Annotated in this window: 10 protein-coding genes; 7 read left to right on the forward strand and 3 right to left on the reverse strand. The window is 60.1% G+C overall.

What is annotated here, in order from left to right; translation table 11 throughout:
• Positions 1–44 precede the first annotated feature (44 nt).
• From AC0V6Q_RS03115 to trxA, 7 genes are read left to right on the forward strand one after another with little or no spacing between them, the layout of a single operon-like run.
• Complete coding sequence (locus tag AC0V6Q_RS03115) at positions 45–2393, forward strand: PAS domain-containing sensor histidine kinase (protein WP_486169238.1); 2349 nt, start codon at positions 45–47, stop codon at positions 2391–2393.
• The gene (gene tsaE, locus AC0V6Q_RS03120; protein WP_486166966.1) at positions 2390–2881 is read left to right on the forward strand and encodes a tRNA (adenosine(37)-N6)-threonylcarbamoyltransferase complex ATPase subunit type 1 TsaE; all 492 of its coding nucleotides are present in this window, start codon (positions 2390–2392) and stop codon (positions 2879–2881) included. Before AC0V6Q_RS03115 ends, tsaE begins: the two co-directional genes overlap by 4 nt.
• A complete protein-coding gene (locus tag AC0V6Q_RS03125) occupies positions 2878–3864 on the forward strand; it encodes an aminoglycoside phosphotransferase family protein (RefSeq protein ID WP_486166967.1) in 987 nt (328 codons plus the stop codon). The genes tsaE and AC0V6Q_RS03125 overlap by 4 nt, the downstream gene beginning before the upstream one ends.
• Positions 3861–4577, forward strand: a complete 717-nt coding sequence (locus tag AC0V6Q_RS03130) for a nucleotidyltransferase family protein (RefSeq protein WP_486166968.1) — start codon at positions 3861–3863, stop codon at positions 4575–4577. The genes AC0V6Q_RS03125 and AC0V6Q_RS03130 overlap by 4 nt, the downstream gene beginning before the upstream one ends.
• A complete protein-coding gene (addB, locus tag AC0V6Q_RS03135; RefSeq protein ID WP_486166969.1) occupies positions 4570–7605 on the forward strand; it encodes a double-strand break repair protein AddB in 3036 nt (1011 codons plus the stop codon). The genes AC0V6Q_RS03130 and addB overlap by 8 nt, the downstream gene beginning before the upstream one ends.
• Positions 7602–11105 (forward strand): double-strand break repair helicase AddA, encoded by a 3504-nt coding sequence (addA, locus tag AC0V6Q_RS03140; protein ID WP_486166970.1) that lies wholly within the window; start codon positions 7602–7604, stop codon positions 11103–11105. The genes addB and addA overlap by 4 nt, the downstream gene beginning before the upstream one ends.
• 50 nt (positions 11106–11155) lie before the next feature.
• On the forward strand, positions 11156–11476 hold the full coding sequence (trxA, locus tag AC0V6Q_RS03145) for a thioredoxin (RefSeq protein WP_486166971.1): 321 nt from the start codon (positions 11156–11158) through the stop codon (positions 11474–11476).
• Here the strand turns inward: trxA and AC0V6Q_RS03150 are convergent.
• From AC0V6Q_RS03150 to argJ, 3 genes are all read right to left on the reverse strand, one after another.
• On the reverse strand, positions 11473–11658 hold the full coding sequence (locus AC0V6Q_RS03150) for an SEC-C metal-binding domain-containing protein (protein ID WP_486169239.1): 186 nt from the start codon (positions 11656–11658) through the stop codon (positions 11473–11475). The genes trxA and AC0V6Q_RS03150 overlap by 4 nt on opposite strands.
• 163 nt (positions 11659–11821) lie before the next feature.
• Positions 11822–12634: an inositol monophosphatase family protein gene (locus AC0V6Q_RS03155; RefSeq protein WP_486166972.1), complete on the reverse strand. Its 813-nt coding sequence runs from the start codon at positions 12632–12634 to the stop codon at positions 11822–11824.
• A 9-nt stretch (positions 12635–12643) separates the two neighbouring features.
• Complete coding sequence (argJ, locus tag AC0V6Q_RS03160) at positions 12644–13870, reverse strand: bifunctional glutamate N-acetyltransferase/amino-acid acetyltransferase ArgJ (RefSeq protein ID WP_486166973.1); 1227 nt, start codon at positions 13868–13870, stop codon at positions 12644–12646.
• Positions 13871–13887 lie beyond the last annotated feature (17 nt).

Here is a 13887-nt window from a genome sequence, read left to right on the forward strand (position 1 = left end):
TTTGTACGTTGCAAGCGGGCGCGCCCGCGCATAGCTCACACATGATGGAACTGACGCCGCCTGCCTTGATCGTGATCGCGCTGGTGCTCGCCGCATGGACGATTGCGGCGGCCGTGCTTGTGCTGCGGGCAGGCGCAAAGACCAGCCGGGCAAAAGCCTTGCAAACCTCCCTGCGGCGGATGCAGCATCTGATAGATGTGGCACCGGCAATTCCGCTTCTGGTGCGCACCGACGGGCGAATCGAAGCCCCGGAACGCTTGGCGCGCTGGTTGGGGCTTTCGCAAGTGCCTGCCTATCTTTCGGAGCTTGCCGGCAACGAGGGGGAAGGGCTCTCAAAACAGCAAGTCGATGAACTTTGGGAGAATGTTCGCACCACTCAAAGAAGCGCAACGCCTTTTTCTATGTCGGTCACACCTGTCGGGTCTCAGCGCAGTCTCTCGATGGAAGGGTCGCTTGCGGATTCTCAAGTGTCACCGGGTGGCGCAGCGATTGTCTGGGTATTCGATTTCACCGCTAGTGAAAGCGAGCTTGCACGTCTCAGAGCAGAGGCCAGCAATGCGAAATCCGATTTTGCGAGCTTGAGCGGTCTTATTGCGTCTGCGCCAACGCCGATGTGGATCCGCGATGCAGACATGCAAATTCGGCTCGCTAACGAGGCCTATATCGAGGCGGTGGGCGCAGACAGCCTTAAGGCGGTGATCGATGGCCAGATTGAACTGCTCGAGGCGCGCGATGGCCAATCCCCGGCGCAAATCGCTCAGAACGCGTTTCAGCGCAAAGAGCAGATCGACCGGATCGATGGTGTCACCATTCACGGTGAGCGCCGCTCGATGCGGGTCACGGACCTGCCATTGGGTGAAGACGGCGTTGCAGGCTATGCGATTGACGTTGAGGAACAACAGCAATTGGCGCGCGATTTCCGCGCATTCCGCGATGCTCAGCGCACGATGCTGGATCAATTGTCCGTCGGGGTGGCGCAATTTGCCCCCAATGAGACCCTGAGCTTTGCCAACCGCCCGTTCCGCAGGCTTTTTGGCCTGTTTTCCAATGATGCACTCGAAGGCAAGCTTGAGTTCCATCGCTTGCTCTCTGACGCGCGCGAGCGTGGTCAGACACCCGAAGTTCGCGATTTTCCCGAATGGCGCGAGGAGCACCGCGCATGGTTCGATGCAGCCGACACTCAGGAAGAATACTGGCCGCTTCCAGGCGGAATGCATCTTCGCATTGTGGCCCAGCCTATGCCCGATGGCGGGCTGGTGATGATCGCCGAGGACCGCACCGAGCAGCTGGCGCTTTCAGCGACGCGCGATACGCTTTTGCGCACACGCACCGCCACGCTCGACAGCCTGATCGAGGCGCTCGCGATCTTTGCGCCTGATGGTTCGGTGCAGCTGTGGAACCGCAGCTTTGCCGGGACATGGGGCCTTTCGGGCGAGTTTCTCGATACGCACCCGAGCGCCGAGGATTTGCTGGGCGCGATTGGCAGCAATCTGAAAGACCCCTACCAAACCGAAGAAATTGGCGCAGTGGTGCGTGCAGCGACGCTGGACCGGCGCGAGAAGCAGGGGCAGGTGAGCCTTTCCGATGGGCGCACCTTGCGCTTTGCAGGCGCGCCGCTGCCCGATGGAAACGGCCTTTTGACAGTGCTCGACATCACCGATTCCCAAAAAGCCGAGCAAGCGCTTCGGGATAGGGCAAAGGCGTTGGAAGAGGCGGATGCGGTAAAAGCCCGCTTCCTTGCCAATATGTCCTACGAATTGCGCACGCCGCTCACCACGATTGGTGGATATGCCGAACTCCTCGCGAGCGGCGCGGCGGGCGAAATGAACGATGCAGCGGGCGAATATGTCGATGCTATCCTGACCTCGGTTGCACGGTTGACGGAGCAGGTCGAAAATGTGCTCGACCTGTCACAAACCGAAGCCGGCCTTATGCCGATTACCAAGGAAAATGTTGATCTCCTGCCGTTCATGACCGCCCTTGTGCGCGAGCGGGAAACGGCGATTGTAAAGGCGGGCATTGGCCTTGATCTCAAGGGCAGGCGAGGGCGCATAGTGGATGCCGATCCGCGTCAGCTTGGCCGCGCGGTTGGCAATTTGATCGACAATGCGATTGCAGGCACGCCCCCGGGCGGCAAGATCACAATCGAGCTGCCCAAACCGGGGCGCGGCGAAGAGTGGCGCGGGCGCATTATCATTCAGGACGACGGGCGAGGAATGCCGCGCGAACAATTGGAGCGCGCGATGGGCGCTTCGTCCCACACCGAAGAGCCGGGCGACGGCGCAGGGCTTGGTATAAGGCTCGCCCATCAACTAATCGCTGCTCACGGCGGCATGCTCGAGCTGGATAGCCAGGAAGGTATCGGCACAATTGCGATGATTACGCTTCCGTGAGCGCACCTTACACAAAAGCTCTGCCCGATCTTGAGGCGATGGCCGATTGGGGGGCGAAAATCGCGCAGGCTTTGAAACCGGGCGATGTGATCGAGCTCGAAGGGGGGCTTGGTGCAGGCAAAACCACGCTTGCCAGAGCAATTCTTAGCGCTCTCGGGCATGAGGGCGAAGTCCCATCGCCCACTTTCACCATTGTCGAAACCTATGACGCGCCGCCATTGCTGCTGCCTGTGGCCCATGCCGATTTCTATCGTTTGGAGGACCCGTCAGAGGCGATTGAATTGGGCCTTGATGACTATCGAGAGGGCGCTGTTCTGCTTGCAGAATGGCCGGATCACGCAGGGGGTTTTGCCCATGAAAGCGGTTGCCTGACGATTGTGTTGGAAAGCGCCGGAGAAAGCGCTGGAGAAAGCGCTTTAGAAACTGGGGCCAAAGGCCGGATCGCGACTGTGAAACCGGGCAGAGATTGGTTAGAGCGGTGCCCATGAGCGATCTTCCCGACGGATTTCACGAATTTGTTGCAAACGCTGGCTGGGGTGAGGCCGTGATCGAGCCGATCCCTGGCGATGCCTCGTTCCGCCGCTATTTCCGGCTTCGGCAGGCATCGGGCGAGACGGCGATGCTGATGCACGCGCCGCCGCCCGAAGAGGACCCTGTGCCGTTTCTGGATGTCGCCGCCTGGCTTCGCGAAAACGGCCAACGTGCGCCTGTAATCCTTAGCTCGGACAAGGAGCAGGGCTGGGTCCTGACAGAGGATTTTGGCGACCACCGGATGCGCGAATGGCTGGATGACAATCCAGGTGATGAGATAGCGGCATATGAGGCTGCGATTGATGCTCTGGTGGCTTTGCACCGCAAACCTGCAGGGCCGTTCCCGCCCTATGATATGGCGGTTTATCAACGCGAAGCGGGCCTTTTGACCGAGTGGTATTGCCCTGCGCAATCACTGAAAGTGGATGAGGCGGGATACACCGCCGCTTGGGACCAAGCGCTCGCGCCAATGGTCAACCGCGCTCCGCAACCCGTCACAGTGCTGCGTGATTATCATGCCGAGAATATCATGCTTCTGGGTGCAAAGCCCACTGCGCCCCAGGGCCTAATTGATTTCCAAGACGCGCTTGTCGGGCATCGCGCTTACGATCTTGTCTCGCTGCTTCAGGATGCCCGCCGCGATGTGTCGCTTGAACTCGAAGAGGCAATGCTCGCTCGCTATATTGCGGCCAGTGATGCGGACGAACACTTCCGCGCCGATTATGCGCGTCTTGGGGCCCAGCGAAATGCCAAGATTGTGGGCATTTTCACCCGGCTCGCAAAGCGCGACGGCAAACCCAAATATCTCTCCATGATCCCGCGCGTATGGGCGGCGATGGAACGGGATCTGGCGCACCCTGCCTTGGCGCCGGTGGCAAAATGGTTTGACGCGAACATCCCCGATGAACTGCGCTCACTTGGCGGCGGGACTTTCGCATGAGCGCTCTTGCAAGCGACACTGCGATGGTCATGGCCGCCGGTATGGGCAAGCGTATGCGCCCGCTTACTGCGACTATGCCAAAACCTATGGTGCGCGTCGCGGGCAAGCCTTTAATCGACCATGCGTTGGACCGGCTCGCCGACAGCGGTGTCAGCCGCGCCGTGGTCAATGTGCATTACCTCGCAGATGCGCTCGAAGCGCATATCAAGACACGCGAATTGCCCAAGGTCGAAATCTCGGATGAGCGCGATGCTCTGCTCGAAACAGGCGGCGGGCTTATCAAGGCGCAGGATATGCTTCCCGATCAGTTCTTCTGCCTCAATGCAGACAACATCTGGCTCGACGGTCCAAAAAGTGCGTTCCATGACCTGTCGTCGCGCTGGGACCCTGACAAGATGGACGCGCTGCTGCTTTTGGTTAGCCATGCGCGGGCGGAAAACTTCTCAGGCAAGGGCGACTTTCACATGGACGCGCTGGGCCGTCTCACCCGCCGCAAATCGGGACGGATAGCGCCATTTATCTACACCGGCATTCAGCTACTTTCAAAGCGCCTCTTGCGCGATGCGCCAGAGGGCAAGTTTTCGACCAATATCCTGTGGAACCGGGCCATGAAAGAGGGACGCTTGTTCGGGCTATCGTTCACCGGGCTCTGGTACGAGGTCGGCACGCCGGACGCGATCGGGCCCACAGAAGACGCGCTCAAGCGTGGCTGAGGCGAAGACCCCAAACATCTATTCCATTGCCGCGCACCGCGGTTTTGCTGATGCTCTCGTGGCAGGGCTGGTCCCGCGTTATGGTGATGACGAGTTTGGCCTTGCGCGCCTCACCCTGCTTGTTCCCAGCTCACGTGCGGCGCGCACCATTTCCGAAGCCTTCATCCGGTACGCGGGGGAAACTGGCCGACCGGGAATGTTGATGCCGCGCATGGTGGCGATTGGCGATCTTGATCTGGACGAGGCATTGGGCGCATTGCTTGATCCGCTTGGGGCAAGCGATATTCCGCCTGCAATCGAGCCGACGCGGCGCTGGCTTGAGCTTGCGCAATTGATTGAGGCAGAGCGCGCTGATCTTGGTGAGACGCCGTTGCCGGGCGCTGCCCGCTTGCGCCTGGCGCGTGAACTTGGCCGCACCATGGACAGGTTGCTTGTCGAAGAGAAAGACCCGGCTGACCTTCTTGCCGAGCCGGTCCTCAAAATGCTCGATGACCTGTCGAAGCATTGGCAGGATGCCTTGCGACTTTTTGCCCGCGTACAGGCTCGTTGGCGTTCTCGCCTAGATGAATTAGGCGAGGTTGATGCAGCCACGCGCCGCAATCAGCTGTTCGACCGCGCAACGGTAAAGTGGAAAGCCGAGCCGCCTGTAACCCCGATTGTTGCCGCAGGTGTGACGAGCGCCTCGCCCGCATTGGCGCGCATGCTTCGCGCGGTGGCAGACCTGCCCAATGGCGCAGTCATCTTGCCCGATCTGGACCTGAAGCTCAGCGATGAAGCGTGGGAGGAACTGGGCAGAGCCGGGGCCTCGCCGGAGCCGGGGGGCGAGATTTTCGGGGCCAAGGATGCGCTGACTCATCCGCAATATCATCTAAAGCTCCTTCTTGAGCGCATGGGAATTGCCCGCGCGGAGGTTCGCGCATGGCATCGCTCCGGCATCAGTGCGGCTGAGCCTGCACGCGCGGTTGCAATCAGCTCGCTGTTCCTGCCTCCAAAGGCGAGCAGAACATGGGCACAGCTTGAGCCCGAAAAACGCCGCCTCAAAGACGTGTCGCTCATGACCAGCGCCACCGCGGAAGACGAGGCGCAAAGCATCGCCATTCTGGTGCGCGAGGCTTTGGAAGTGCCGGAAAAACGGGTCGCGGTGATCAGCGCGGATCGCTCGCTTGCACGCCGCGTCGCGCAGAATTTGCAGCGCTGGAATATCGAGGCGAACGACACAGCGGGGCGAGCCTTGTCGCTCACTCCTGCGGGTAGAATGCTCGGGCTTTTGGCCGAACTGGTCTCTCATGGACCGGGACCCGCGCATGTCATCGGCGCGCTTGCGCATCCGCTAGTGCTTCGTGATGCCACAGAGGCGAGGGCTGAATGGCTTCGCGCGCTGCGCCAGTTTGACCGTAAATTGCGCGGACCATCGCCTGCACCGGGCCTTGGTCCATTGCGGGAGATTGCCCGCAAGGCTGGCGTTTCCGACTGGTGGGAAAAGGTGGAGGAGGTCCTTACCCCTCTGACAGATATGCCCGAGCAATTGCTGCTTGCTGATGCGCTGGACCTGTTGGCGCAAGGGGGAGAGGCGCTTGCCGCAGAAGCATTGTGGTCGCGCGAGGATGGCCGCGCTCTGTCAGCCATGGTTGAAGACTTGCGGCTCAACGCGCGGCTGCTTGGCACTGTGATTGAGCCGGCGGACCTTGCCGGGATTGTGCGCGATTGCATGGACGAAATCGCTGTGCGCCCGCCCTATGGAGGGCATCCGCGCGTTGCGATTTACGGCCTGCTGGAATCGCGGCTTGCAAGGGCAGATCTGGTCATATGTGGAGGACTGAATGAGGGCAGCTGGCCGCAGGCTCCCGGCTCTGACGCATTGCTTGCGCCCGGTGTCCTTCGCGCGCTTGGCGTACCTGGCGCAGAGTTTCGCATCGGTCTTGCCGCGCATGATTTGGCAGGCGCTCTTGGCGCGCCTGAAGTTGTGCTTAGCCGGGCGCAGCGCGATGCAGAGGGGCCGACCTTGCCCTCGCGCTTCCTGCTTCGCGTTGAAGCGCTGCTGGGAGAAATTGCGCAGGAGACACGCGAGACGCGCATGCCCTGGCTTTTGGCAAAGCTTGACCGGGCGCCCGAACCTGCCGAACCCTATCCGCGCCCCGAACCCCTTCCCAGCGCCAAGCAGCGCCGCGTAGATATCAAAGTCACCGCGCTAGACCGGCTTCTGGGTGATCCTTACCAGTTTTATGCAAGCGAGATATTGGGCCTTCGCAAGCTCGACCCGCTCGCCGCCGACCCGTTCAGTGATCCGGCACTTCGCGGCACATTGGTGCACGATATTCTGGACGCATGGCACCGCGCGAGGGAGAGTGACCCCGCACTGCCCATTGCACAATTCGCCGCCCGAAAGTTTGCCGAAGCGCAAGTGCATCCGCTGTTCAAAGGGCTGTGGCAACCGCGCCTGATTGCCGCGATGGAGCGGTTTGAGGCGTGGATTGATGAGGCAAAGCAAGAAGGCCGCCATGTGCTTGCCACCGAAGCGGATGGCTCAGTTTTGGTCAAAGGTGTCCGAGTGCGCGGACGAGCAGACCGGATAGACCGGTTGGCTGACGGCACTTTCGGGATCGTCGATTATAAAACTGGCGGTCCCCCTTCTGCTCAGCAGGTGGAAGCGGGCTTTGCGCTTCAGATGGGTCTTCTCGGGCTAATCCTGCGCGACGGCAGCTTTGAGGCAAATGGGCAGCTTATCCAGGGTGAACCGCTGTCGTTTGAATACTGGTCATTGGGCAGGTCCAAGAAGGATGGCGAGTTCGGTTACACAGACGTGCCGATGAAGGTGGATGGGAAGAATTCGGGCCTCCTGCCTGATCAATTCCTGCCGGAACACGAACAGTTTCTTCACACTGCAATCGACCGCTTCATCCTTGGCAGCGATCCGTTCACGGCAAAGGAGAACCCCGATTACCCCGGCTATTCCGATTACGATCAGCTTATGCGGCTTGAGGAATGGATCGTCCGGGTAAGCATTGCCCAAGGGGAAAACAGCCGGTGAGCGGCGCGGTCTATCCTCTTCAGGACAACCAGTTGGGCGCGGCTAATCCGCGTGACAATGTCTGGCTTTCGGCCTCTGCCGGAACGGGTAAGACACAGGTGCTTTCCGCGCGCGTTTTGCGGCTGCTTTTGACGCCGGGCATCGATCCTTCGCAAATTCTGTGTCTGACTTTCACCAAAGCGGGCGCTGCCGAAATGGCGACGCGGATCAATTCGGTTCTGGCGCGCTGGGTCAGGCTGGATGCGGGAACCTTGGGCAAAGAGCTCAAATATCTGGGCGCACCGATTGATCCCGACACACAGGCCCATGCGCGCACATTGTTTGCAAGTGTGCTGGATTGCCCGGGCGGCGGTCTGAGGATCGATACAATCCACGCGTTTTCGCAATGGCTGTTGGCGAATTTCCCCGAGGAAGCAAAGCTCACCCCCGGCGCGCGGCCAATGGAAGACCGCGAGCGCGAGCTTCTGGCGCGCGAAGTTTTGGCACAGATGCTGTCCGAGGGGGATGAGGAATTTGCGTCGGCAGTGGCAGATTTTTCCAAGGTCAAAGAGCCTGACAGCCTTCGCCAGTGGTTGATGCGATGCGCCAAATCGACGCAGATGTGGGAAGGCAAGGGCGCCTGGCAAAGCCCGATGGATGCGCGGGTCCGCTCGGTTCTGGGTGTTCCTGGCGATGCCGGGGATGAATGGGTTTACGAAGGGCTTGGGCCTGATCGTTTTCCTGATGATCACGTCTTGACGATGATCGGCCCGCTTCAGGAATGGGGCACCAAGACGGCTGATAAATGCATACCTTTTATGCAGGAGTGGCTGGGCCTCGGCCCTGAAGAGCGGATCGAGGCGTATTCAGGATTTCGTGGCAAGTTGCTGCGGGCCGATGGCGAGCCAGCACTCAATCTGAAAAAGCCGCGTGAAACCTATCCTGGCTTTGTCGAGGGGCAAGACCTCATCTCTCAAGCTATCAAGATGGTCGAAGAACGCCGCGCCCTCCTGAACCTTGCGACCTTCCTCACCAGCGCGTTTGAAATGGGGCGCAAGTTTGCTCTGCGCTGGGAAAAGGCAAAGGAGCGCGAGGGCTATCTCGATTTCGACGATCTCATTCGCCGCGCTGCACAACTGCTTGGCAATACCGATGCCTCGGCATGGATCCGCTACAAGCTTGATCGCAGCTTTGACCATATCCTGATCGATGAGGCGCAGGACACCAATGAAAGCCAATGGGATATTGTCTTTGCGCTGATCGACGATTTCTTCTCGGGCGAGGGCGCGCGCGGGGACAAGATCCGCACGATCTTCACCGTTGGCGATTACAAGCAGGCGATCTTCGGCTTTCAGGGGACAAGTCCCGAGAACTTCGAAGCCGCCAAGCTGAAAGTCAAAGCGCGCATTGATGCAGCGCGCGCCAATGCCCACGAACTGCGCGATGAGCGCCTCCTGCCGACATGGAATGACCTCGATCTGGGGCGCTCTTTCCGTACAGCGCTTCCCGTGCTCGATTTCGTCAACCAGACCATGGACGCGATCGGGCACGAGCAATTTGGCCTTACAAAGCCGTCAAAGCCTCACGAAGGCGATGATCGCGCGGGGCTCGTCACCCTTTGGGAGCCGGTGCGGGGCGGAGAAGAAGAAGCAGGCTACGAAGACCGCAAGCAGGATTGGCTGCCCGCACATGACACTCAAATGGCGGAGAACATCGCAGAGCAGGTCCGCCGTTGGGTGAGTGGTGAAGAGCCATTCGTGCTCGAAAAGGAATACGAGCGAACCGGAAAACGCCGCCATGCGCAGGCTGGCGATGTCATGGTGCTGGTCCGCAAGCGCAAGGATCTGGCGCGGCAGATCGTGGCAAAGCTGCATTCCAAAGGCGTCGCGGTGGCAGGTGTTGACCGGTTGAGGCTGGGTGAACCGCTGGCAGTCAAGGACCTGATGGCGGCTTTACGCTTTGCCTCGCAACCGCTTGATGATCTTAGCCTTGCCAATGTGCTGGTCTCGCCATTGATCGGGTGGACGCAGGAAGAATTGCTGGAGTACGTGCCGCGCGCGCCCGGAAAGCGGCTATGGGACCATTTGCGCGTCCACGAAACGCCGCGCGTTTTGGAGACGGCGGAAAAGCTCAGGACGCTTCTTGCACGGGCCGACTTCGAGACACCGCAAGACCTGTTGTCATGGCTACTCACTGGGCCATGGGCTGCCCGCCGCAAGCTGGTTGCAAGACTGGGGCGCGAGGCCAACGATCCGATTGATGAACTCATCAACTCCGCCTTTGCCTATCAGGCCGCGCATACGCCCAGCCTTGCAGGCTTTATCGAGTGGTTTGATGCAGGCACCACCGACCTGAAACGCGATGCCGACGATGCGGGCGGACAGGTGCGGGTGATGACCGTGCATGGCTCCAAGGGTTTGCAGGCTCCGATTGTGATCCTTGCCGATGCGACCGGTGATCCCGATACGAAAGGTGATCTGGAGCTGCGAGATAATCCCTTGGGCGATCAGGCGCAGGACGCTCGCAAAGTGCCGCTGCCATCGCTCAAGAAAGAAGAGCAGGTCGGGCCGGTTGAAATCGCAAGCGACGCGTCGAAAGCGGCAGCAATGCAAGAGCATTGGCGGTTGCTTTATGTGGCGATGACGCGGGCAGAAGAGGCGCTTTTCATAGGTGGATCGCTGGGCAAGCAGCGCGCGCAGAAGGGGCCCCATGAGGACAGCTGGTATGCGCGCCTCGAACCGCTGTTTGATGATGGCCCTACCGACGCCGACGAGATTTGGGGGACGCGTCGCGAGTTCGGCAACCGCGCTGATGACCAGGACATTTCACTCGATGCACCCGGCCACGACGCAGGCGATGCTCTTCCCCGATGGCTGACCCGTCCGGTTGGCGAAGAGCCCAAGCCGCCGCGCCCGCTTGCGCCAAGTTCCGCTGGCGAAGAGCAGGGCGCTGACCCGCCGCTTGCACCAGAGATTGCAAAACACGCGGCGCGCCGCGGCACGCTCATCCATGCGCTGCTTGAACGTCTGCCCGATGTTGCGCCCGATGACCGGCATGAGGCGGCACAAAAATGGCTTCAAAAGCATGCCGCAGACCTCGATGATGCGATGCGGACAGAGATGCTGGAGAGCGCTCTTCGCGTGCTGGAAACGCCGGAATTTGCAGAGATATTCTCGCCAAATGCGCTCGCCGAAGTGCCATTGACGGCGCAAGTTGACGGGGTTGTCATCGCAGGGACAGCGGACCGGTTGCTGGTCACACCCGACGCGGTGACTGTTGTCGATTTCAAAACCACGCGACGTCCGCCGATAAATCTTGCCGAAGTGCCAAAAGGAACGATCAAGCAGATGGCGGCCTACGTGTCGGCATTGCAGGTGATCTACCCGGGCCGTGAGGTGAGGGCCGCCGTGCTCTATACCCATGCGCCCGCTCTGTTTGCGGTTTCAGCCGCTGAAATCGAGGCACACAAAAGAAGTTTGGGGGACACACAGGATAAGTTTGCCCCGCTGGATATTGAGTGACAGGCTCTCACATCCTACCTGTGATGCAACACAATTAAGGAGTCGCCGATATGGCCACCGTAAATGTCACCGATGAAAGCTTCAAAGCCGACGTGCTTGAGAGCGACAAGCCTGTTCTGGTCGATTTCTGGGCCGAATGGTGCGGCCCATGCAAAATGATTGCCCCTGCGCTTGAAGAGATAAGCGAAGAGCTGGGTGAAAGCGTAACCATCGCCAAGATGGACATCATGGAAAACACCGGCATTCCGGCGGACATGGGCGTTCAGTCGATCCCGTTGATGGTTCTGTTCAGGAACGGTGAGCCGGTGGCCCGCAAAGTAGGCGCGGCTCCGAAAAGCCAGCTTAAAGAGTGGATTGAAGCCGAGATTTAGGAGTTTGGGGCGCCGCATTGGGCGCCCCTTTCTTTACCGCCAATAATCGTCGCGCTCCGATCCATCGAAAGCGCCCTGATTTGAGGCAGCATTTCTTGAAAGCTCCGGCCTGATCCGCACGGACAAGGGTCTTGGCGGCCGAGCTTTTCGACCAGTTCCTTGTAACCGCGAACGAAGCGCAGGCCTCGTTTGACGTTGGTTTCTGAGGGGAAGCCCTTGCGGCGCTTAGATGTGCGCTCGAAAGCAGGGCAGGTCGGTCATGTCATTGGTCTTGCGAGCCATAATAGCCTCCTGTTGCTTAGCCCGATTGTGTTGGGACCGCCGCCATAACGCCGATGGGTTAGACTAGTCCAGTCTTCCCTGCATCCGCGCGGCGAAGGCTTCCCACAAATCGGGGCTTGATGCGCCAAGCAGCCCTTTGCGCTCGTGCTCATCCACACGGTATTCGCTGCCGTCATAGCGTGCGACTTTTCCGCCTGCTTCATTGAGCCAAAGCGCGCCAGCAGCATGGTCCCATGGCAGTGTCCGCTGGAAGGTCGAGATGTCATTCTCGCCCAGCGCAAGCCTTGGGTATTGCTCGGCCGCACAGCGCGGAATGTCTGTAAGCGTGTAGTGGGGTGCGATTTTGCCGTCGACCTCTGCGCTTTCTTCCTCAGTCAAGAACCCGCGCGCAATTGCGGCGACTGGCGGCGTTTGGCCGGTCGTGCGCCCGCGCACTTTCTCGCCATTGATAAATGCGCCTTCGCCTTTGCGGGCGTGAGCAAGGCGGTCTTTGTGCGGGTCATAAAGCCATCCTGCCACCGTGGTCCCGGCATCGGCGAGTGCGACGATAATGCCGAAAGGCTCTTTGCCTTCAGTAAAATTCGCGGTCCCGTCCAGCGGATCGATGATCCAGCATGCCTCGGAAAGCTTATCGAGAACGCTCGCGTCTGCCGCGACCGCTTCTTCGCCAACGACCGCCACGTCAGGCGCAAGCCGGGTGAGGGCCTCTGTCAGGAACTGTTCCACCTCGCGATCGACAACCGTGACAGGGTCATCGACCCCCTTCATCTCGATCTCGTCATCGGCCAACGCCCGAAAACGCGGCATCATGGAGCGTTCGGCAGCAAAGCGGAGAAGGTCGCGGATTTCAGCGTCAAGGGGTGAGAATTCGGTCATAAAAGCCCCTTAAGAACGGTAATCTGCGTTGATCGAGATATAGCCGTGGGTGAGGTCGCAGGTCCACACGCAGGATGATCCTGCGCCCATTCCCAGATCTACCGCGAGGTCGATTTCCTGGCCCTTCAGGTGCTGCGCTACGGGTGCTTCGTCATAATCCTCAACCGGCAAGCCATCGCGCGCGGCCCACACGCCTCCAAAAGCGATGGAGAGCTTGTCGCGGTCCGCGGGTTCGCCTGCCTTGCCCACTGCCATAACGACGCGGCCCCAATTGGCGTCCTCTCCCGCAATCGCGGTTTTGACGAGCGGTGAGTTTGCGACTGCCAGTCCGACGCGGCGCGCGCTGTCATCGCTGACGGCACCTGACACGCGAATGGTGATGAATTTGGACGCGCCTTCGCCATCGCGCACCACGGCCTGAGCGAGTTGTCGGCATACATCGGTAAGAGCTGCTGCAAAAGCATCTGCGCCCGGGCTGTCCCAGCCGGTGATCTTGGCATTGCCCGCTTTGCCAGTGGCGAAAGCCAAGACCGTGTCACTGGTGGAGGTGTCGCCATCGACCGTGATGCAGGAGAATGTCTGAAGGTTGGCAGCGCTCAAAAGCTCTTGCAGGAATGCAGGCGCAACATCGGCATCGGTGAAGATATACCCCAGCATCGTCGCCATGTCGGGCGCGATCATGCCGGAGCCCTTGATAATCCCGCACAATTCCACGCGAATGCCGCCCAGCATGGCTGAGGCATGGGCCCCTTTGTTGAACGTGTCGGTGGTGTTGATCGCAGCAGCGGCTTCTTCCCAGCCGCAAGGCTCAGCAGTAAGGGCACTCGCGACGCCCTCGCGCGCCTTGTCCTTGGGAAGCGGTACGCCGATCACGCCGGTTGAGGAGACAAGCACTTCGTGAGGCGTGCACCCGATGTGTTCTGCAACTTGATCCATAATCTGCTCGACCGCCTCGCGCCCGCGGTGCCCGGTAAAGGCATTGGAATTGCCTGCATTGACGATCAGAGCGCGCGCGTTGCCGGACTTAACCTGTTCACGGCCAAGCTCGACTTCGCTCGACGCACAAGCGCTTTGGGTGAATACCCCCGCGACGCTTGTGCCCTCGCAAACTTCGACGAATGTCAAATCGCAGCGGTCCCATTCTTTGTAACGCGCACGCGCCACGCGCAGGGTCACGCCTTCGATCAAAGGCATATCGGGAAAGTGCAGGGCGAGGGGTGAGGGTGCGAGGTCCATAGTGCTGCGTCCCCTAT

Source organism: Erythrobacter sp. S227 (assembly GCF_057364925.1).